At 70.1% G+C, this 20,653-nt stretch carries 19 protein-coding genes and 2 pseudogenes; 10 read left to right on the top strand and 11 right to left on the bottom strand.

The genetic code is table 11. From position 1 onward, the window contains the following. Nucleotides 1–51: 51 nt before the first annotated feature. Entirely contained in the window at nt 52–1,104 is a 1,053-nt protein-coding gene (locus tag ABZ370_RS15290) for an acyl-CoA desaturase (RefSeq protein ID WP_358620364.1), read from the bottom strand. A 285-nt stretch (nt 1,105–1,389) separates the two neighbouring features. Between ABZ370_RS15290 and ABZ370_RS15285 the strand changes: the two genes are divergently transcribed. From ABZ370_RS15285 to ABZ370_RS15270, 4 genes are all read left to right on the top strand, one after another. Further along, the gene (locus tag ABZ370_RS15285) at nt 1,390–1,755 is read left to right on the top strand and encodes a hypothetical protein (protein WP_358620362.1); all 366 of its coding nucleotides are present in this window, start codon (nt 1,390–1,392) and stop codon (nt 1,753–1,755) included. Between the two features lie 391 nt (nt 1,756–2,146). Further along, complete coding sequence (locus ABZ370_RS15280; RefSeq protein ID WP_358620360.1) at nt 2,147–2,335, top strand: hypothetical protein; 189 nt, start codon at nt 2,147–2,149, stop codon at nt 2,333–2,335. Between the two features lie 365 nt (nt 2,336–2,700). Further along, nucleotides 2,701–3,378 (top strand): hypothetical protein, encoded by a 678-nt coding sequence (locus ABZ370_RS15275; RefSeq protein ID WP_358620359.1) that lies wholly within the window; start codon nt 2,701–2,703, stop codon nt 3,376–3,378. Nucleotides 3,379–3,586: 208 nt separating this feature from the next. Continuing rightward, nucleotides 3,587–3,988, top strand: a complete 402-nt coding sequence (locus tag ABZ370_RS15270) for a hypothetical protein (RefSeq protein WP_358620357.1) — start codon at nt 3,587–3,589, stop codon at nt 3,986–3,988. A gap of 19 nt (nt 3,989–4,007) precedes the next feature. On the opposite strand, the gene ABZ370_RS15265 is transcribed toward ABZ370_RS15270, so the two are convergent. From ABZ370_RS15265 to ABZ370_RS15255, 3 genes are read right to left on the bottom strand one after another with little or no spacing between them, the layout of a single operon-like run. Continuing rightward, entirely contained in the window at nt 4,008–5,297 is a 1,290-nt protein-coding gene (locus ABZ370_RS15265) for an MFS transporter (protein ID WP_358620355.1), read from the bottom strand. Between the two features lie 8 nt (nt 5,298–5,305). Next, entirely contained in the window at nt 5,306–7,312 is a 2,007-nt protein-coding gene (locus tag ABZ370_RS15260; protein ID WP_358620354.1) for a PEP/pyruvate-binding domain-containing protein, read from the bottom strand. Then, the gene (locus ABZ370_RS15255) at nt 7,312–8,694 is read right to left on the bottom strand and encodes an ATP-grasp domain-containing protein (RefSeq protein ID WP_358620353.1); all 1,383 of its coding nucleotides are present in this window, start codon (nt 8,692–8,694) and stop codon (nt 7,312–7,314) included. Before ABZ370_RS15255 ends, ABZ370_RS15260 begins: the two co-directional genes overlap by 1 nt. Nucleotides 8,695–9,047: 353 nt before the next feature. Between ABZ370_RS15255 and ABZ370_RS15250 the strand changes: the two genes are divergently transcribed. Then, on the top strand, nt 9,048–10,334 hold the full coding sequence (locus tag ABZ370_RS15250; RefSeq protein WP_358620352.1) for a PAS domain-containing protein: 1,287 nt from the start codon (nt 9,048–9,050) through the stop codon (nt 10,332–10,334). A 20-nt stretch (nt 10,335–10,354) separates the two neighbouring features. After that, a pseudogene (locus ABZ370_RS15245) lies at nt 10,355–10,582 on the top strand (integrase core domain-containing protein); the annotation flags it as partial. Here ABZ370_RS15245 and ABZ370_RS15240 read toward each other — a convergent pair. From ABZ370_RS15240 to ABZ370_RS15230, 3 genes are all read right to left on the bottom strand, one after another. Then, the gene (locus tag ABZ370_RS15240) at nt 10,579–10,980 is read right to left on the bottom strand and encodes a hypothetical protein (protein WP_358620351.1); all 402 of its coding nucleotides are present in this window, start codon (nt 10,978–10,980) and stop codon (nt 10,579–10,581) included. The pseudogene ABZ370_RS15245 and the gene ABZ370_RS15240 overlap by 4 nt on opposite strands. 327 nt (nt 10,981–11,307) lie before the next feature. Further along, on the bottom strand, nt 11,308–13,290 hold the full coding sequence (locus ABZ370_RS15235) for an FAD-dependent oxidoreductase (RefSeq protein ID WP_358620349.1): 1,983 nt from the start codon (nt 13,288–13,290) through the stop codon (nt 11,308–11,310). A gap of 29 nt (nt 13,291–13,319) precedes the next feature. After that, entirely contained in the window at nt 13,320–14,966 is a 1,647-nt protein-coding gene (locus ABZ370_RS15230; RefSeq protein ID WP_358620348.1) for a GMC family oxidoreductase N-terminal domain-containing protein, read from the bottom strand. A gap of 768 nt (nt 14,967–15,734) precedes the next feature. On the opposite strand from ABZ370_RS15230, the gene ABZ370_RS15225 reads away from it, so the two are divergent. Both ABZ370_RS15225 and ABZ370_RS15220 read left to right on the top strand, forming a co-directional pair. Next, the gene (locus ABZ370_RS15225) at nt 15,735–16,022 is read left to right on the top strand and encodes a hypothetical protein (RefSeq protein ID WP_358620347.1); all 288 of its coding nucleotides are present in this window, start codon (nt 15,735–15,737) and stop codon (nt 16,020–16,022) included. Nucleotides 16,023–16,090: 68 nt separating this feature from the next. Next, nucleotides 16,091–16,309 (top strand): hypothetical protein, encoded by a 219-nt coding sequence (locus tag ABZ370_RS15220; protein ID WP_358620346.1) that lies wholly within the window; start codon nt 16,091–16,093, stop codon nt 16,307–16,309. Between the two features lie 70 nt (nt 16,310–16,379). Here the strand turns inward: ABZ370_RS15220 and ABZ370_RS15215 are convergent, their stop codons facing one another. After that, nucleotides 16,380–16,757, bottom strand: a complete 378-nt coding sequence (locus ABZ370_RS15215) for a LacI family DNA-binding transcriptional regulator (RefSeq protein ID WP_358620345.1) — start codon at nt 16,755–16,757, stop codon at nt 16,380–16,382. Here ABZ370_RS15215 and ABZ370_RS15210 point away from each other — a divergent pair. After that, nucleotides 16,726–16,980, top strand: a pseudogene (locus ABZ370_RS15210) (LysR substrate-binding domain-containing protein); the annotation flags it as partial. The gene ABZ370_RS15215 and the pseudogene ABZ370_RS15210 sit on opposite strands and share 32 nt — an antisense overlap. An 85-nt stretch (nt 16,981–17,065) precedes the next feature. After that, entirely contained in the window at nt 17,066–17,512 is a 447-nt protein-coding gene (locus ABZ370_RS15205) for a transposase (RefSeq protein ID WP_358620343.1), read from the top strand. A gap of 35 nt (nt 17,513–17,547) precedes the next feature. Here the strand turns inward: ABZ370_RS15205 and ABZ370_RS15200 are convergent, their stop codons facing one another. Genes ABZ370_RS15200 through ABZ370_RS15190 form a run of 3 tightly spaced genes read right to left on the bottom strand, consistent with a single transcriptional unit; the run spans nt 17,548 to nt 20,650 of the window. Further along, nucleotides 17,548–19,017 carry a dihydroorotase family protein gene (locus ABZ370_RS15200; RefSeq protein WP_358620342.1) on the bottom strand — a complete coding sequence of 490 codons (1,470 nt, stop codon included), beginning with the start codon at nt 19,015–19,017 and terminating at the stop codon, nt 17,548–17,550. A gap of 32 nt (nt 19,018–19,049) precedes the next feature. Continuing rightward, complete coding sequence (locus ABZ370_RS15195; RefSeq protein WP_358620340.1) at nt 19,050–19,859, bottom strand: ABC transporter permease; 810 nt, start codon at nt 19,857–19,859, stop codon at nt 19,050–19,052. A gap of 8 nt (nt 19,860–19,867) precedes the next feature. After that, complete coding sequence (locus ABZ370_RS15190) at nt 19,868–20,650, bottom strand: ABC transporter ATP-binding protein (protein ID WP_358620338.1); 783 nt, start codon at nt 20,648–20,650, stop codon at nt 19,868–19,870. Nucleotides 20,651–20,653: the final 3 nt, after the last annotated feature.

The following is a 20,653-nucleotide window of genomic DNA, read 5'->3' as shown; positions in this document are numbered from 1 at the left end:
AGGAGAACCGGGACACACGCAGTGGGCTCCGGAGACCGGCGCTCGGCGCTCTCATTCTGGCCGGGCCGCAGCGCCGACCGTGTGCATGTGCCGCAGACCTTGCCGGTAGGAGTCGAGGAGCCCGGTCTCGGCGTACGGGAGCCCGAGGTTGCGGCAGTGTTCGCGGACCAGAGGCTGTACGAGCCTGAGGTGGGGCCTGGGCATGTTCGGGAAGAGGTGGTGCTCGATCTGGTAATTCAGCCCGCCCAGGAGCCAGTCCGTGACCGGCCCGCCCCGGACGTTCCGCGAGGTCAGGACCTGGCGGCGCAGATGGCCCCAGCGCTCGCCCGCCGGGTCGGGCATGTCCATGCCCTTGTGATTGGGCGCGAAGGCCATTCCCAAGTGGAGCCCGAAGAGGGCCTGATGGAGCAGTGCGAACGCGACGGCCTTGCCCACCGGCAGGCAGGTGAGCAGCAGGGCGCCGTAACCGGCCGCGTGCAGCGCCAGCAGCGCGCCCTCGACGGCCCGCTCGCGCACCGGCTGCCGCCGCAGGTCCTGGACACTGCTCACCTTCAAGGCGATGCCTTCGAGCAGCAGCATCGGGAAGAACAGCCAAGCCTGGCGGCGGGTGACCCAGCGGGCGAATCCCCGGCGCACAGCGGCCTGCTCCGCGGTCCACACCAGTGCGCCGGCGCCGACGTCCGGGTCCTTCTCGATGTGGTTGGGGTTGGCGTGGTGCCGGTTGTGCTTGTCGTTCCACCACGCGTAGCTCATACCCAGGAGCAGATTGGCGTGGAGGAGTCCGACAGCGCGGTTCGCCCGGCGGCCGACGGCGATCTGGGCGTGCCCGGCATCGTGGCCGACGTAGGCAGTGCGGGCGGACAGAATGGCGAGCGGCGCGGCGAGCAGCAGCGTCCACCAGGTGTCCCCGGCGACGACGAACCCTGTCACCACGGCGGCCAGGGCGAGGAGGTTCACGGTGATCATCCGCGCGTACCAGCCCTTACGACGTTCCAGCAGCCCCTGTCCCCTGACCTTCCGCAGCAGGACAGTGAACTCACTCCCCTGCTGCGCGGTGGCGCCGACGGGAGCGGTGGACACAGACGGCGCGGCGGTCTGAGACATGGAGGACTCCGGTCCTTAAATCGGCCAGCAACGCTCTGACCTGCTTAAACGTACGGACCGGGGACCATGCGGCGCCATGGCGTCAACACCCCGACGCGCACGGGGGCCAGCCCCAGCATCCCGAAGGGGGTCAGCGACACCTCCGCCCCGGCCTCCAGAGGACCACCGCACCGGAGCACCCGGGTCATGCCGCGGAGGAACCGCTCCTGCGGCGCCGCACTGTGATCACCGCTCCGCGCCAACAGCTACTACGAGCCCGCCCCGGCGGAGTTCTACCGCAACGAGTTGTCGCTCGCTCCCGGCTGGAAGGTCGGCGGCTGGACAAGCTGGGGCCTCACCGACCCCATCCCCCGGTTCTGCGACGCCTGCAATGCGCAGATGGCCCCGCTGCTGACCATCGCCACGACCGAATGGGACGACGACACCCGCAGTTGGATCCCCTACGAGGATCAAGCCCACGCCACGCCGTCCACCACCAACCCCCACCCGGCGAAACCGGCCATGGTCGACGTCGCCGGAGGCTATGATCTGCAGCTCTACGCCTGCCCGGCATCGCCGGATCATCCGCATACCGACCATGCATGGTGGGGCGAACTCGGCACCAGGGGTCGGCCGGAGGTTCCCCGAACAAGCCGATACCCGGCGGTCTAGTAGCAACGCCGTTCAGCCCGGCAACCACCGGGCCCGCGGATCAGTCCGTGGTCGGCCCGCCCCTTCTTTCAGGACGTCCTCCCCGGCCGCCCCTCCTCCGCCTTCAGGAGAACCCCGATGACTCGGGACCCGCACTCCCCCGTACCCCCCGGTCGCCCGGCCCACAACCAGCGGCGGGGAAGGATAGCCGCGCCGCAACCGAACAAGCAGCGCTGCGTGATCAAAGCTCCGCTGCAACACCTGCCACAGTCGAGGCATTGAATTATCTATTTTCGATTCCATCGCCTCGGGGGCACTTGACCGAAAGAGATCTAGTTTCAGCAAAATCGCCTCAGCATGATGAGGCGCGAAATTCGTTCTTTCATGGATGCAAGATGAGGGGTAGATTAATATGAAATCGAAGCCGATCAAGGCTCTGGCCGCTACAGCCATGGTTGCCGCCCGCGTCGCCGTAACCAGCAAGCCCGCCACTGCTCGAAGCGCCAGCACCAAACAGGCAAACGCGGACTGCGTGTGGTCGTACGCCTATTGCTCCTCCGTCGGCGCTTACCGGCGCACCGGAGACGTGATCTTCCTCTGAGCGAAAGCAGAAACGGGTTGCCGAGAACGCCTGGCTCACCCGGCCACTGTCCACGACAACATCCGTGATTCCGCAACCAAAGCGATTCGGATGCCACGTCGTTGAAGCCCAGGTGCCGACTGACTCAACGCTTCCTCTAACAAAGTCGGTGAACGAACGGGCCTGAGTGTGGCAGCGCCGGCCCGGGGCGGACAGCGACTCCGAACGGCCAGGGTGAGGCCGAGTGCCCGGGGTTCGGTAGTTGGGGGTGGCTGGTGTGGACCGACGGTTGACGGCCTTGTATTTCTCGCCGCGATGCAAGATGAGGGCCCGGCGGCGGACACCCTCTGGTTCTGGATCATCTGAGGGCGCGCTGGAGGGAATCCGTGGAGAATATCTTTAACAGCAATGACTTCCCTGCGCGGGATGTTCTTGACGCATGGGCGGATGTAACCCGGGATAGGGTGATGCCGGTATCTTTCCGGCTGGTTGACACCGACGTCTTCCACGGGTGGTTGAGAGCGATGCCGCTGGGGCCGGTGCGGGTCTCAGCGATGGCGTACCCGTCATCCTGCACGTTGCGGACTCCGAAGATGATCCGCGTCTCTGACCCGGAGTGTCTGCAGGTGGGCTTCATGCGCTCCGGTTCGCATGTGCTCGAGCAGAACCGGATGCACGCTCCACTCAGCCCGGGTGAGCTGGTGCTCTTCGACAGCTCACGTCCCTACGTCACCTACGCCAAGGGTAACGAGTCGGTTGTCATCCAGTTCGCCCGCACGCTGCTTCCCATACCTGTCCGCCACCTTGAGCAGCTCATCTGCCGCCCCCTCCCCGGCGATAAAGGCATCGGCCGGCTGCCGGCGGACTTCCTGACCAACCTCACAGACGACAGCGCAAGCTACACCCCGCAGGACGCTGCGCGACTCGGGACCGTCGCCGTCGACCTGGTCACCGCCGTCCTCACGACGCGCAGGAACTGGCGCGCTTCGCTAAGGCATTGTGCGTTGCTCCCGGCGAAGATGAGAACCGGGCTCTCCGCTCGTGGTTCAGGGGCTGCCCTATAGCAGACGAAGATCAATCTCAGCGCCAACCACGGTTCCGTTGATCCCCGGGGCCGTTGTAGGAACCGGGCGACTACCGCGCCGGTCCGCGCGGGAGTTCAACCCCGTGTGGGACGCGGGTCGTACGGGGCGGACCGTACGTTCTGGGATCACAAGGGTTCACCAGGGATGGGCTCCACGGCCCGTCCCCTATCCCAAGGGGGAAGCCACAGTGCGACGCAAGACATTCTTCGCCGCCACACTGGCCGCTGCGGCCGTAGTCGGCGCTGGGTCGGTCACCACCGGTCAGGCAGCAGCAGCGTCCGCTCCGCGAGGCGCCATCGCGACGTTCGAAGGAAAGAAGATCGACCTGTCCGGCGGTTGGGACGCGGCGAAGGCCTGCGGCGTATGGCAGAACAGCGTCAGCTGCTTCCGTACGACGGCCGAGCTGGACCGCAAGGCCACACAGGTGTATGCCGACCACGACGCGGCCGGCATACGGGCGCGCTGCTCGTCCCCGCTGGAACTGGGCGAGCACATCGACCTGCGCCCCAACGGACGCATTCGAGGCCAGGCGCGGGGTGCCGTTGACGGCCCAGACGATCAGCTTGGGGCGGGAGGCGGCCGTCCTTGACACCCTCACTGGCCCGATATCACCTTCGTGCGTGCCCGACGGCCTCCTGACGCTCCTCGCCGGCTGCCCGTGGCGGGCGGGGGCGCAGGGGCCGTCCGATCAGCACGGCCAGGTGCACCGCGAGCATCACCGCAGCGGTCATGGCGGCGCTGTGCCACAGCAGCGCGTCCATCCGGCCCGCCGAGAGGTACGCGCCCGCAGCCACCGCCACCAGGGCGCACACCGCGCGGTCGATGATGCTCTCCACCGACAGCAGGGTGGCCCGCGGAGCACCCGGCGGCACCGCGTCGTTCACCAGTTTGCGCTGAATCGGATACGCAAAGCCGGTGACCGCCGAGAACAGGCAGAGCAGCGCCACCGCCGCCATCGGCCCGCCGAGGGTGATCCCGGCCAGGGACACCGCCATCGCCAGGCTCAAGACGGACACCATCGTCAGCGGTTTCAGCTTGCGGCCCAGCCACTGCGGCCGGGCCGCGCCCACGGCCTCGGCCACCGTCACCGCCGCCAGCACACCGCCGTGCGAGGGCTCCGGGATGCCCTGGTCGATCAGGATCGGCTGGAACAAGTTCACCTGGCAGATCCGGGAGAGCGTGAAGACCGCCACGCCCTGCACCATCACCAGGGCCAGCCACGGGGAGCCGCGCAGCTGACGCAGCGCCCGCCCGGCCTCCCGCCACACCCCCGACCGGCGTGTCCCCGACTCCGCGCCTACCAGCTGGGGCAGGGCCATGGCACAGGCCAGTGACGCCCCGGCGCTGACCGCGCTGAGGAGGTACGGGGTGGGCCGGGACAGCGCCATCAGGGGGCCCACCAGGGGCCAGCACATCACCTTCGCGGCCAGCCCGAGCGCCCGCGCGTTGCCCTCGGCGCGCAGATAGTGGTCGTGCGCGCCCTCCGCGTGCAGTGCGTCGTAGAGGTAGGCGCTGGCCGCCCCGGAGGTGAGGGAGCGGCCCGCGGCGATGGCGAGGAAGTGGACCAGGAAGCCGGTGTAGTCGGGGGAGAGAACCGGGACCAGGTTCGCCGCGGTCATCACCACGGCGCCCGCGCGCAGACAGTTGCGGGCGCCGATCCGGTCGGCCACCAGGCCGGTCGGGATCTCGAACAGGCAGAACGCGATGTAGTAGAGGGACTGGATGCCGAAGATCTGCGCGTCCGAGAGCCCGGCCTGCCGCTGGTAGGCGTAGAAGACCGGCATCCACCACAGCAGGTTGAACAGCAGCTGGAAGCCGTTGTTGAGGGCGATGACCCGGCGTGCCCCGGCGCTGAGCGGGGTCCGTTCCTCCGCCGGGGAGCGGCGGAGGAACGGCACACGGCCCTTCACAGCGCGTACGGGCGGAGCTGCACCAGCTTGAAACCGCCCGCTTCGGTCATCAGCCACTCGACGTCCAGCGGATCATCCGGATCGTCCGCGAAGTGCGACTGGAGCAGCCGCCCGGTGAGCGCGAGATCCGCCAGCCGCGCCCGGGTCGAGGACGGCAGGTCCGTAACCGACGAACCGAGGTCCACGGTGCGGCCCCCGCCCTCCACGGTGTTGTAGAGGTACTGCAACGGCAGCGCGGTGCCGTCGACGACGCTCTCGGGCGAACCGGGCGTGCAGTTGAGGTAGACGTTGCGGAAGTCCTCGCGCCGCGTGGGGTTGCAGGTGACCAGCACCCCGCCGAGCTCGGCCGGGGTGTACTCCTGCACGATGACGCCCATGTAGGTGTCGTCCAGGGAGATGCCCGCCTCTTGACGGAGCCGGACACTGCGCGGCGACACCAGCGAGGCCCACACCTGCCGTACGGCGTCGAGGAGTTCGTCCGTGCCGTGCACCGTGGTGATGGAGTCGTAGACCCCGGCGGCGGAAAAGCCGGGCAGGTCCTCGGCATTGGAGGAGGACCGCACCACCAGCCGCTTGCGGCACACCCGGTCCGCGAACGGGCCGGTGATCCGCGCGGCCACTTCCTCCGGCACCGGGGTGCCGCGCACCAGCTGCTGGAGGCTCAGGCACAGCGGGTCCAGTACGTCGGTGGCTCCCAGCTCCAGCGCCATCTTCAGCTTGCCGATGCCCTGTTGCAGAGCGGGCGAGGAGATCAGGAAGCGGTGCTGGAGGGCGAACGGCAGCGCCACCCCGTCGGGCGCGGTGACGGTGGCCGCCACGAACTCCGAGGCCGCCTGGCGCAGCGCCTCGGGGTCGGCGGACGCGGCCAGCCGGGAGGCGAGATGGCCGTACAGATCCTTCCGGGGCGGCCGGGCGCGGCCGTAGAAGGCGGTGAGGTCGGCGGTGCGGCTGTCCAGCACATGGTGGAGTTCACCGAGGTTGGCGGCCTTGGTGCCGTAGCGGTCGCGGTCCTCGCGGCGCAGCCGGCGCAGTTCCAGGACGGGGATGTCCTCCAGCAGCGGCGGCTCCAGCCGGATTCGCTGCTGGTGCCACGCGGGCTCGTCCAGCTCCGGGACCTCGTGCAGCCGGACCAGGCTCACCTCGTCGTCCTGGACCCGGTAGCACACCCACGCCCCGTCCAGCTCCTCCGACTCCACCAGCCGGGCCATGTCGCGCACGATGGCGTTCGGGATGCCCCAGCCGGAGGCCAGCACATTGGTGTGGGACAGCGGGGTGATGGGGGCGGCGTTGATGAATCCGGCCACCCGTGGCACATCGTCGGGCAGACAGTCCATGGCCACGATGTCCGACCAGCCGAGGTCCGCGGCGTGCGCGCGGTACTCCTCGAGCGAGGCGAACCAGCGCAGCCGGCCGATGACCTCCCCGGTGTTCAGCGGGGTGCGGGGGCGGCTGACGAACAGCTCGTGGCTGAGGACGCGCGGCAGCGTTACGTCGCTCACCGGGGCGAGTGCCGCTTCCTGGCCGTGGTTGGCGGGTTTCAGCAGCAACGGCAGCCGCCCGTCAACCCGCTCCCGGACGAAGTCGTAGAACTCCTGGAGCAAGGGGCCGTCCATGGTGTCGGCCTCGGTGGTCTCCAGCACCAGGAACGGCCGGTCCCGGCCCTCGGTGTCCTCGTCGGCGTGCAGCGACAGCACACCGAGCAGGAAGCGGCGGCCGGGGTCGGTGTACACCGAGGCGTTGAACGCGTCGAGTCCGGCGTCGAGTTCGTCCAGGTCCATCCCGAGGATGCGGGTGGCCACATAGTTGACGTGGAAGGGGTGGACGGCGGTGTCCAGCAGATGCCAGGTGTGCTCGGCGCGGTCGACCACCACCTTCAGATACGGGTGTCCGGCCAGCACTCCGGACAGCGACCGGAACAGCGGCAGTGACAGGTTCTCGCCGACCACGGTGGCATCGGTGCCGGGCGCGGTGGCCGGGCTCGGAAACGCGCTGATGCCGGTCATCACGGCCTCCCGGCGGCAGGGACAGGCGGCAGGGCGGTGGGCAGGGCGTCGTTGAGCCTTTCGAAGTCACGTATCACCGTGACCGGATCGTCGGCCACCAGCAGACACTGCGCTGCCATGGTGTTCGCGCCCGCCGCCGGGTCGTAGACCGGCACCGGGGTGCCGTCCGGCAGCGAGTGCTCGGCCACCTTCGTCAGCCGCGCCCCGGTGGAGATCAGTCCGGAGCGCTGGACGGCGTCGAAGTCCCACAGCCGCCGGTCCGGCCACGGCGCGCCGGAGCCGTCCACGGCCAGCACCACCAGCGAGCCGGCCGCGCCCTTGGCGTCCGCGGCGCCCAGCACCGAACCGGGTCCCGGATCGGGCCAGTCGACCTCGCGGCCGAGCAGCCGGTCGATGAGCATGCCGATGATGTCCACCCCGAAGACCTCCTCGATCTGGGGGACGGTCATCGCGCCACCGAACCGCGCGGCGGTCTCGATGACCCACATCCGTCCGTCGGCGCCCAGCTTGATCTCGGTGTGGGTGCCGCAGGTGCGCAGGCCGAGCGCGTCCACGGCGGCCGTCGCCAGCTCCACCACCTTGCGCTGGGCGTCCTCGGGGAGCAGGGCGGGGGTGATCCCGGCGCGCTCGGTGAACGGCTCGACGGTGGGCATCCGCCCGCTCAGGCACACCGGGTGATGGACGCCCTCGGCCACGACGCCCTCGACGCTGACGTAGTCGCCCCAGCCCGGCTCCTCGAACCAGTCCCCGGCCGTGCCCGTCACGATCTCCTCGACGAGGAAGTCGGCGTCCGCCCCGGCCACATGGAGCTCGGCGTACCCCTGGCGGGCGGACTCCTCCATCACCTCACGGGCCCGGGCCCAGGCGGGCGCGATGTCCTCCGGGCCGCGCAGGATCTGATGGGCGGTGGACCCGGCGCTCCAGGCTGCCTTCATCAGCATCGGGTACGGGATCTCGGCCGCGGCCTCGTGCAGATCGCGCTCGGTGGCCACGGAGCGGAACCGTGGCTGGGACACCCCGTGCGCGTCCCAGGTGCGGCGCATCATCCGCTTGTCCCGGGCCAGCACGCAGTGCGCACCGGCCCCGGCGAGACCCAGCCGCTCGCAGGCGTCGGCCACCGCCACCACGGCGTACTCGGACGGGGTGAACACCGCGTCGGCGCCGACGGCCTGTGCCTGAGCCGTGATGAGCGCGACGAGGTCCCGGGACGCGGTGTCCACGGGGGCGACCACCGAGGCGCACAGCCGGGTGACCACCTCGTGGGCGGAGAGCGGAAGGGGACTGAGCACGAGCAGATGTACTTCGGCCTTCGCGGCGACCCGGGACAGCGCGTATTCCAGCGGCGGCCCGCCCTTGGCATAGACAAACAGCACCTTACTCACAGATAACAACTCCTCGGTTCAGAGTTTCTCGACGGCTCAGCAAAAACCGGCGGACCGGCACATCCGCCGCGATCCGGGCCCGTCAGGCGAACCAATCGGGCCTGACGCGTACCCCTCGAACCGGGGGTGGGCACTCAGGCAAATGCCTGAGTGCCACGAGGTGTTCACGGCGAGCGAGGCCATCGGGCATGGGTTTCAGCCCTTCTCGACCCCTTGTCCCTTTCGGCTGGTTACGCCGCATGTGAGCGCGGGGCCTGGGCAATCCTTAGCCATGCCTTCGGCGGTCCGCACCCGGAGGCCGGACCGGAAGGCGGCTGGTGTCCGATATGGGCCTGAGTACGCTGCTCGAGCGCATGCCTGTGTCATGGTGGGAAGCCGATGAGGGGCTGCGCATCGTCAACTGCGGCGGGGGCGCCTTCCATGACCCCGGCACGGCACAGCGGTTCGTCGACAGTCTCTGCGGCACGGCCGACGCCGCGCGGGAAGGCGCGGCCGCCGAGGGTCGGGAGTCGGGGATCGACCGCCGCCAGGTCCGGTTCGGCGGGCGGCTGTTCGACGTCACTTCCTATCCCGGCCGACTGGCCGGTGACGGCCGGGGCGGGGTCAGCGGGCTCGCGGTGGACATCAGCGCCCTGGAGCTCGGACGTCACGGCTACGCCGCGTTCACCGACTTCGCCGACTTCGCGCCCGCCGCGGCGTTCATCCGCGACGCCCACGGCCGCTACCTGTGGGCCAACCACGCCTACGCCCATCTGTACGGCACCACCCCCGACGCCGTGATCGGCAGCAGCGTCACGGATGTCGACGCCCCCGAGGACGTGGCGACCTTCCAGGCCCTGGACCGGCAGGTGCTCAGCTCGGGCAAGCCGGTACGGCACACCATCGGCTACCACCGCCCCGACGGCTCACCCGGGCGCGCGGTCGGCCACCGCTTCCCGGTGGCCGCAGGTGGCCAGGCCTGTGTGGCCGGGATCTACATCGACATCACCGACTGCACCCTCGCCCTGAGCCGGCGGCGCGCCGCCGAGGAGGACCTCCAGGCGCTCAGCGAACACAGCGGTCTGCCCTGCGCCCTGCTCTCGCCGGGCGGCCGGATCCTCCGGGTCAGCGCCTCGGCCGCGGAACTGCTCCGGGTCCATGTGCCCGACCTGCTCGGCCGCCCCGCCCACCGCTATCTGGCCCCCGCCGACGATCTGGCCGGGCTTCGCCACGCCTGGCGGGACCTGGTGAACCGGCGCCGGCGCCGGTTCCAGACCTCCGCGGTCTTCCTCGACGCCCGGGGCGATGAGTGGCGGGCCCGGGTACTGCTCACCGCCGTCAGCAGCGGTTCACGGCGGGCCCGCGGCGTCTGGGCGGTACTGCCCCACCACACCCTGCCGCACCCGCCGCTGCCACCGCTCACCGCGGCGCAGTTGCGCATCCTCACCCTGTTGTCCGCCGGGCACGGCAACAACGAGATCGCCGCCTCGCTCCGGCTCTCCCGGCAGACCCTGGACTATCACCTCTGCCGGCTGCGGGAGTTGCTGGCGGCACCCACCCGGCTGGCGCTGGTCAGCCGGGCGTATGTACTGGGCATCCTCGATCCGCAGGCGTGGCCGCCGCGCTCGGCCGCCGGCTGCCGCCCGGCCGGTCCCTGCTGATGGGAAGCGGACAGGGAGCCATCGAGCGTGTGCTGACCGACAACGCCTGGGCCTACAGCAAGAACACCTGGCGCCAGACCTACCATGACCTGGGCATCAGCCCCCGCTGGACCCGCCCCTGGCGCCCCCAGACCAACGGCAAAGTCGAACGCTTCCACCGCACCCGCACCCTGCTGGACGAATGGGCCTACCAACGGCCCAACCCCCCAGCCAGCCGCTTCACCAACCACCCCGGACAACACACCTAGACGTCGATCCCGTCGGGCGCGATATCGCCCAGCCTTGCCCCGATGTTCCCCACGCGGTAGTTGAAGGCCTCGGCGCCCAGGCGGTCGCGCAGCCAGCCGACCTTGTCGTCGGTGCCCGCGCTGGCCACTACCCGGTTGCCCATGAGCCGGGCGATCTGCACGGCCAGACTGCCCACCGCCCCCGCGGCGGCCGAAACCCAGCCCGTCTCCCCGCCTCGTAGCGCGTCGACGACATGCAGACCAGCGTAGGCCGTCAGCCCCATACCGCCCAGCGGACCGAGATACCACCGCGGCTCGCATTCCTCGACATCCAGGCGGGTCAGGGTGCCGAGTCCCCCGAGCTGCTCGGCACCCGCCTCCACGACGGCGCACTCGCGCCAGCCCTGGACATGCCACACGACGTCCCGAGCCGGAGGGCGCGTCGGGACGTAGGCGAAGCCGACGGCCGGGGTCCACCGATGTCCATGTGTTGCGTACGAGCACCTGCCCCGCCCCGGGGCCGGGGCACAGCGACCTCGACCACCTCGAAGTCATCCGGACTGACGCCGCCGACCGGGTATGCCCTGACCCGGATCTCCCGTCCGGTCCGCATCATGCCCATACCACCGTGACGGGCGTCATGAGGCGTCTCTCGTTCATCGACATCGCTCCGGGATTCACGACCTTCTCGCTGTCATCGTTCACACGCAGCTCATGTGCACGGGTTGAACCTTATTGAACCAATATCAGTTTGGTTTGGTCAGGTACAAGGGAAGAGCGCGTCTTTGCGGCATACGGCGTCGTACAGCGGTGGCGATTCTGACGGCGGCCTCCCGCCCCTCGGCGATCGCGTGCGCCACACGTCGCGGAACCACGGCGTCGCCAACCGTCAGCACCAAGGGGGCGACGCAGTCCAGGGCGCCGTACGGGCGGCGCTCCCCCACCACGACGACACGGTCCGCGGGCACGGTGGTGGTCCGTCCGGAGGTGCGGTGAGCGACGGTGACGCCCTCGGGGCTGATGCCGGTCGCCGTGCACAGCGGCAGGATTTCAAGTTCGCAGGTGCCCGACAGACGTTCCAGCAGTTGGACACGGCTCTCGGGCGGGATCGCCCCCGCGAAGGCCGTTCCCGGCGTGACGAATGTGATGCGGGGAACCCCCGCGGCTACGGCCAGTTCTACGACATCGCACCCGGGCCACCAGCCGAACCCGTCGTCGGCCACGAGCACATGGGCGGCACCTGCCAGCGAAGGAACTCCCCGCGCCAGCGCGACCGACGAGGCCATGGCCCCGGTCTCCAGCAGCGGTGATGTCTCCTCCGCGCCCGTGGCCAGCACCACGGCGTCGAATCCTTCGAGTTCGGCGTCCGGCTCCACGGTCTGCCCGAGACGTACGTCGACACTCGCGGCGGACAGCCCCCGTTCGTAGAAGCCGAGCAGCGCGGCCCAACCGGTGCGGTGGGGCGCCAGAGCCGCCGTGGTGAGCTGTCCGCCCAACCGGTCGGCGGCCTCGTAGAGGACGACATCCGCCACCCCCGCCTGGGCGAGACTCAGCGCGCACTCCAGGCCCGCGGGGCCCGCCCCCACGACGGCGACGCGCTGTGCGGTGGCGCGTGCAGGGTCCCACGCGCGCACCAGCGGTGCGGCGGGCCGACGCGGTTCACCGGACGGTGCGAGGTCCGGGTTGACCACGCACAGCAGCACCGGGTCGAACGTCCGGCAGTCCTCGTTGCAGGCCACGCAGGGCCGGACCTCCGCCGCACGTCCTGTGAGCACCTTGTGCGGCAGGTCCGGGTCGGCGATGAGTGCGCGCGCCATCCCCACCAGGTCGGCTCCGGCCGCCAGGGCGTCGCCGATCGAGGCCGCGGTGCGGAAGGCGTGGGACACCACGAGCGGCCGGGTGACGAGCGGCCGCAGACGCGCCAGATCATCCAGCACCGGGGGGCGTTCGGTGGCCATGTCACGGACGTACGTGGTCCGCACCCCGACGGTGACGTTGACATAGTCGACCAGCGGATCCACGGCCGGCAGCAGCGCGGCCAGCTCGTCCGGCGTCAGCGCCACGTCCTCCGAGGCGTCGACGCTGAAACGGATGCCCAGCAATGCGTCGGCCGACAGCCCGCGAACCGCGGCGATCACCCGCTCCAGTACCTCGAGCCCGTCACGGCGCGGGTTCGTGCGCGGCGAGAGGAACTGCTCCAGCAGATAGGCGTGAGCGGCGTGCAATTCGATGCCGTCGAACCCCGCCTCCAGAGCGTGGGCGGACGCTACGCGGAACGCCTCCACCACCTCGTCGATCTCGCTGCCGAGCAGAGCACGCGGCGCCGTCGGCTCACGAGGAGAGCGCACGGCCGCGGGAGCGACCGGTGCGTAGTACGACTGCGCACCGAGCGTCTCCCGGCCCAGATGAACAAGCTGGCAGACGGCGACCGCGCCTTCGGCGTGCATGGCCTCCACCCGCTCCCGCAGCGGACCCACCGCCTCCGGACGATGGAGCTGAAGGATGTTCCCCTGCCGCGGCGCGGACTCCGGCGCCACCGTCGTACCGCCGCAGACCAGCAGCGCCGCGCCACCGGCCGCCAGACGGCCCCAATACGCGGCGTCGCCGCCAACGGGCAGCCCATCCCGTACGAAACCGCTGGCGTGGGCCGTGGCGACCAGCCGGTTCCGCAGCGTCGACGAACCGATGACCAGCGGCGCGGCGGCCGCCGGAAGAGGTGATGCGGCCATGGGCCCTCCGGCATCGGTCATGATCGTGACTACGCTTGGGTGACGGCGCCATCGCCCGCGATGGGGCCGGCGAGGCGTCCACGGATGAGGTCCGACAGCCGTTCCGCGGCGGCGATGGTCGGCAGGTTCGTGTTGGCCCGCGGCACTTCCGGGAACACGGAGGCGTCGGCGACCCAGAGCCCGTCGACGCCGAGGACGCGGCCGGACGGATCGACCACCGCACGGGGGTCGTCGGGCGCGCCCATGCGGCAGGTTCCGCAGATATGGCCGGTGTCGCCGATGGTCTCCATCAGCCAGCGGTCGACCGTCGCGTCGTCGGACAGCGCGTCGAGACCCCGGCCGGCGATGTCGATGGCGATGTGCTCGAAGGCGGTGTCGAACGGTCCGCTGCGCAGCAACTCCACACAGCGCTTGACGCCGTCACGCATCCGGACGAGGTCCGCGCGGTCGCTCAGCAGATCCTGGTCCATCACCGGATGCACGTCGGGGTCCGCGGAGGCCAGGCGCAGCACGCCGCGCGAGAACTGCTGGTTCGCCCACAGACAGAGCAGGCCAGGACCGCCCGCGGCATGGCCGCCACCCGCACCGCCCCAGGTTCCGCCGGTGCCCTCGGCGACGAGGTGGGAGTCGCCGGGGTTCGGCAGGGCGAGCGTCTGGTTGATCGAGGTGATCATCATGTCGTTCTCGCCCGCCCCCGCCAGTCCGGAGGAGTAGCGCAGACAGCAGTTGGCATGCCGGGCATCGATGTCGGGCTGTTTTCCGGGCCGGGCGTACAGCCAGAACAGCGCCAGAGGATGTTCCTGCATCCCCTCACCGACCGGGAGCGCCGCCACCGGGCCGTTCGGCCCGATGCCGGACCGCAGCAGGATCGCCGGGGAGTGCACCGCTCCGGCACACAGGACGACGTGCTGGGCACGGACTTCCGTCCAGTCGTTCCCCCGGCGCAGTCGCACCCCCACGGCCCGGCCGCCCTCGATGAGCACCGTGTCCACCGTCGCGCCGCCGAACACCCGCAGATTGGGGCGCTGTCGGGCCGGCTCGAGGTATCCGTCGTTGGTCGTGACCCGCGCACCGTCGCGGGAGCTGATGGCGTACGGCGAAACGCCGGTCCCCGTGGGCCCGTTGTGGTCGTCGCACCAGGCGTGGCCACGTCCCAGCGCGGCCTCGGCAAGCGCGTGGTCGGCGGGGCCCCAGTCCTCGCGGCCGAGCCGCTGCACCGGTATGGGCCCGTGACCGCCGTGGTGAGGGCGGTCGCCGAAGTCCGCGTCGCTCTCCATGCGTCGCAGGTACGGCACCATGTCCGCGTACGACCAGCCGGGACAGCCGTACGCCGCCCACCGGTCGTAGTCGTCCGGCATGGCCCGGAAGGCGATCATGCCGTTGACCGACGACGAACCGCCGAGGCCCCGTCCGCGCACATGCGGCCGCGGCGCCTGGGCGCGGCTGCGCCGTGACGTAAGACCCGGCCACTGGAACTCCGCACAGGCCGTCTCGTCCAGCGCCCGCCAGCCGTTCATACTGCGCAACTGCGGTGGGGCGTCAGCGGACCGCCAGTCGCGTCCGGCCTCCAGCAGCACGACCTCGCTGGCCGGATCCTCGCTCAGGCGCGCCGCCAGCACGCTCCCGGCGCTGCCGCCGCCGACGACCACCCAGTCGGCTTCCACTGTCGGTGTCATGGTGCCCCCACCTCCATCCACACGCTGGACTTCGTCGCCTCATCGGGCGGGGCGACGGTCTCACTATTGATGACGTGGCCGAAGCGCGGCCGTCGTAGACGCCTCGCTGCGGACTCGGACAGGCGGTACAGCGAAGGATCCGTCAACTGGGTGGACATGTGCGGCTCCCCTTAGCGCGACGCTGCGCGTGGTCGGCCGGGTCGGGAGGGTCGTCGTCCCACGGCGACCCGCGCGCCGGATTGCACGTGAAAGACAGAGATTGAACTAACTTCAATTCTGCTGGGAGCGTACTGCCCCGAACGGGAGAGCGGCAAGGGCAGGTCCGGACTGGCCAGCACACCACGTCGACGCCGTGGCCGAGGGCGGTGAGCCGGTCGGCGGCGGCCAGGGCCTCCGGAACCAGGGCACCCATCGCGGCGAGGGCCACCACCGGCTTCTCGTGCCGGCGCAGCCGGTAGGCCCCCGCGGTCACCTGCCGGCGGCGGCGTTCGCGGGCGGCCCGGTCGTCGGGGACGGCGGCCGGGTCGGCGCCTCGCACGCCGGATCTCGCCCGAGGGCGTCCGGGGCAGCTGAACCACCGCTCCGGGGCGCCTCATACGGGTGGCGTGCGTGCCGTCGGCGAACCGGTCCAGGGCCGGTGATGTCGCGAGAAAAGGCCCGGCAGGCGTGGGCGAGCGCCTGGGGATCTGTCGGAGAGAACAGACCGTACGAGCCGGTCTGGCCGGTAGGCTCGGCAGCAGCCCGCTTCCCGACCTTGAGGAGACGCGTGTGAGCGCGCAGCCTGATCACCCCGTCAGTTACAAGGTCTCCGCGATTCCGTACAGCATCGAGGCGATCGGCAAGGCGTTGGCCGACCAGAAACGGACGAAGTTCTACAGCCAGGTCCTGGCCGCCGAAGGAAGCCGGGCCATCGACGAAGCCATGGAGAAATGGTGGCGGGAGGCCATGCTGGACCGGGCCCCCGGCGCCGACGCCAGCCGGGCCAACGCAAGCGCCGGCCGGAACCTTGTCGCCGTTGAGGACCTGATCGCTCAGGTTGAGCGAGCCGCCGGGTGAGCAGTGAGCGTCCCCGGCCGGCGTGGGCGGCGTACGTTGAAGACGGGTCCGCCTCAGCCATCTTGACCATGCCGCCGGACCTGGCGAAGAAGGTCTCCAACTTCATCGCCGCCCTTGCCATCGAAGCCGGAGGCGCGGTGGACAGGGACCGACCGCCGCCGGGCACCCCGATGAGTGCCCACGCCCGCTTCAGCATCCACATTCCCGGCGAACCCGTCATCCTCGAGTACACCGTCCACCAAGACCTCCGTGCAATCCGGATCCCGGTCGTGGTCTGGATCGACTGACATCTCCGATACCCCTGGACCGTGCCAGCCGACGCAGAGGCCCCCGACGGTGTCCGGGGGCCTCCACAGTTCAAGGCGCGGCGGGCCGCACCATCTGCCACGTCGCGGGGGACACCAGCACCTGTCCGTTGATCACCCGAGACACCGTGGCGATCGACACGCCCGCCTCAGAGCCACGTGGCCAAGCGGGCCACCATCCGGTGCGAGCGGGGCCACGCTCCCCAACGAGTGCCGGTGCGATGAGTACGCCGGACACCGCCGGTCCAGTGCGCGGGGCCCGGCGTACCCACCGGCCTTTGCCCGGCTCGCTGTGCTCGTGACCACCGTGCTTGCCGTGGGCAGGAAGAAACCGCTGCCCGGTGAGCGGCAGCTGCACTGCTGGGGACTGGGTCACCGGCCGGGCGCGGCCGAGGCAGTGGCCCGGGCTGCCCGGACGGCCTCGCGTCATCCACTCCGCGCGTGACTGGCTGACGAAGCTCCAGCTGGTCGCCGGCGGCTTCGGTGTGACCACGGTGCCGTCCCGGCTCTCACCGGTGCTGCCGCCCGGGGTGAGCCTGCTGCGCGTCGACGGCGCACCCCCCGAGATCCGCCGGGTACTCGTGGCGCGCCTCCCCGGCCACCCCGCCCCGGCGATCACAGCCGTCACCCGAGCGATCACTTCGGCCGCCTGAACCACCGCCAAGGCCACGCACGATCACGTGCACCCCTTTCCCCTCACGGCTGGGCACCCCGGTCACCGTCGGCCTGTTCTTCGACATGCACATACCGCCCACGCCCCGACACCCCCACGACGGCCGCTACGACTTCACCGGACCACAAGCCGGCAGACCGCCCCCGGTGCACCAGCTCCCACGAGAGCGCCCGGAACGTGGGCTTTCCCCCGCGAGAACTCCGCGACCTGCAAGTCCGCGTCCGCACCGAGCAGCAGACACCCGAATGGCCCGCTACGCCCTCCACTCCCGAGTGGAGGGCACCATCAACGAATTCACCCACGGACACGGCATACGCCGCTGCCGCTACCGAGGACAGCCGAAAGCCCACCTGCAACACGTACTCACGGCCATCGCCGTGAACATCAAACGTCTCAGCGGCCGGTCAGTGACCGAGGGAACCTCTTCGCCGAGACCGCCGACCGCCTTCCGGACCATCCTGGATCAGCGGGGGATCCCCCGGCCGAAGTCCTGGCGAACCCTCGGCAGCTGACCTCGGCCATCAGAGGTTCTCAACAAGAGTCAAGCTCAGGCGGTGCCGGTCGGACGGTGCAGGTAGGCGCCGGCGGGTGGGCCGACGACCTTGCCCGCCCACAGGATGTGGTTGCCCCTCAAGAAGGTGTCGGTGACCTGGGCGGTCAGCTCGAAGCCCTCGAACGGGGTGTACTGCTGCGTCGACTCCGACTCCGCGGCGCGCACGGTCCAGGTGCGGCCCGGGTCGACCAAGGCGATGTCGGCGTCGAAGCCGGGGGCGAGGCTGCCCTTGGTGCGCAGCCCAAAGCGCCGGGCCGGGTTCCAGGAGGTCAGCGCGGCGATCCGGCCCAGCGGCAGGCCGCGTTTCGTTCCCTCGGTGAGCAGGCCGGGGAGGAGGTACTCGGCGCCGCCGAAGCCGGCCTTGGCGAGGAAGACGTCGTCCTCGGGCCCGCCGAACTTCACCTCCTCGCGGCAGCACGCGTGGTCGCTGACGACCCAGTCGACGGTGCCGTCGAGCATGTGTTCCCAGAGCGCCTCGACGTCGTCACGGGGCCGCAGCGGTGGGTTGACCTTGCCGCCGAGGCCGTGTGCGGTGGTGATGTCGGCGAGCAGATGCCCGACGGTCACCTCGCGGCGGAAGTCGATGTGCGGGAACGCCCGGCTCATCCGCACGGCCGCGTCGACCGCCTTGCGGGACGACAGGTGCAGCAGGTTGATCGTGGGCAGCCCGGTCTCGTGCGCCAGGTAGGAGGCGACGGCGACCGCGAGGCCTTCGGAGTGCTGCGGCCGGGAGGCGCTGTAGGCGGCGAGCCCGGTCAGGTCGCCCGCCTCCTCGACCAGCCTGGTGTACGCGGTCATGATCTCGGCGGTCTCGCAGTGCAGGGAGAGGGAGATCTCGTCGGCGAGGTCGGGGAATCGCTCACGGGCGGCCTGCACCCCGCGCATGACGAACTCGAAGTGCGCGTAGTCGTACCGCTCGTCCTCGGGGAGCATCAGGAAGGCATTCTGGTCGGCCGACCTGCCGTGGAGGCCGTGGCTGCCGTAGAACATGAAGACCTTGAACGAGGTGACGCCGAACCGCTCGATCAGGTCGGGAATCTCGTCGATGTGAGCACGCGAGATCGGCGCGAGGTGGAAGCCGTAGTCGACGTGGGCGCGGCCGGAAGCGGCGGCCAGCACCTCGGGGAAGAAGTCGGCGTACGCACCGGCCTTGTTGAGGTAGTAGCGGCCGGTCCGGGTGTAGGTCAGGGCGCTGGTGACGCCTCCCTGTGCGCACGCGCGGCTCTCGGTGGCCGCGTCCTCGGGCAGCGGGTGGTAAATCCCCCAGTGCTGGTGGGCGTCGACGACACCGGGGAACGCCAACCTGCCGCCGGCGTCGACCACCCGGCGGGCGCCTTCCGTGGCGATGCCAGAGGCTACGGAGGCGATCCGGCCTCCTTGGACGGCGATGTCCGCGGGGTGCGCGTCATCGTGGTCGTGGGTGACGACACGGGCGTTCTTCACCACCAGGTCGTATGCGGTCATGCGGGCCTCCTGCCTCGGTCGACCTCAGTTCGTCATGCGCCGATCACCCGGTTCTCCTCGGCCCAGAAGACGAGCCGCTTCCTTGCGAACCGGATGATGAAGTGGGCGATCAGCCCCAGTACGGAGAGCACCACCAGCACGGCGAACATCCCGGCGATGTCGAAGTTGTAGTTGGTCTGCAGCAGGAGGTATCCCAGGCCCTCCTTCGCGCCGATGAACTCGCCGACGACGGCGCCGAGGATCGAGAAGACGATCCCGATGTCCAGGCCGGCGAAGATGAAGGGGAGCGCGCTCGGCAGCCGCACCATCCGGAACACCTGGAACCTGCCGGCGCCGAACACCGTGAGCATCTGGATCCGATCGGCGTCGGCCGAGCGCAGCCCCTCGATGACGTTGACCAGCACGGGGAAGAACGAGATCACCGCCGCCATGACGACCTTGCTCGTCATGCCGAAGCCGAACCAGACGACGAACAGCGGCGCGAGCGCCACCTTGGGCACCGTCTGGAAGGCGACGACGTACGGCATGAAGGTGCGCTCGATCAGCCGCACCTGGGAGATCGCGGTGCCCAGCACCAGCGCCGCCGCCACTCCGAGCAGAAAGCCGTAACTCGACTCCAGGACCGTCACCTTCAGATGTCCCCAGAACAACGGGTCCGCCAGCTGTGTGCGGAGGGCGTCGAAGATCTGCGAGGGGCGCGGCAGCACGTAGTCGTCGATACCGAAGACGGGAACCGCGAACTCCCAGGCCAGCATGGTGACGACGAAGACGGTGGGAGCGAGCAGCAGTTCGGGGCGTTCTCGCAGGTCCACGCGGAGCCGCCGCTTGCGGGGTCGATTCATGAGTCGCTTCATGAGTCGATCACCCAGGTGGCGTTGAAATGCCCGCGGATCCGCTCGACGAAGACTCCGGCGCGGTCCGAGGCCATCGCGCCGAGTGTGCGCGGGCGTTCGAGCTCGATGTCGACGATTTCGGCTATGCGGCCGGGGCGGGGGCTGAGAACCACGACCCGGTCGGAGAGGAAAACCGCCTCGGGGATGGAGTGGGTGACGAATACGACGGTCTGACCGCTCTCCCGCCAGATCCTCAGCAACTCGACGTTCATCGTCTCGCGGGTCAGGGCGTCGAGTGCGCCGAAGGGCTCGTCCATCAGCAGCACGGCCGGGTCGTGCACCAGGGCCCGGCAGATTCCGGCGCGCTGCTGCATCCCGCCGCTCAGCTCATGCGGGTGTCTGCCCTCGAAGCCGTCGAGGCCGACCATCGCGAGCAGCCGCTCGGCCCGCTCCCGGTACACCGAGGCGTTCAGCTTCTGTACCTCCACGGGCACCATCACGTTCTGCAGCACGGTGCGCCAGGGCAGGAGGGTGGGCGTCTGGAAGACCATGCCCACCTCGGGCAGCGGCCCCGTCACGTCGCGGTCGGCGACGCGGACCGTCCCCCGGCTCCTGGAGACGATCCCGGCGAGGATCTTCAGCAGGGTGGTCTTGCCGCACCCCGACGGGCCGACGACGGACAGGAACTCGCCGCGCCGGACCGTGAAGGTGACGTCCGAGAGTGCGTGGGTCGGCTCGGACCTGCGCGGCCGGTAGGTCTTGTGCAGTCCGGTGACTTCGATCCAGCGGTCTTCGTCCACGGT

It is taken from the genome of Streptomyces sp. NPDC005962, from assembly GCF_040629205.1.
Classification (GTDB): domain Bacteria; phylum Actinomycetota; class Actinomycetes; order Streptomycetales; family Streptomycetaceae; genus Streptomyces.
The sequence above is the reverse complement of the archived record's forward strand: the minus strand, read 5'-3'. Positions and strand labels throughout refer to the sequence as shown.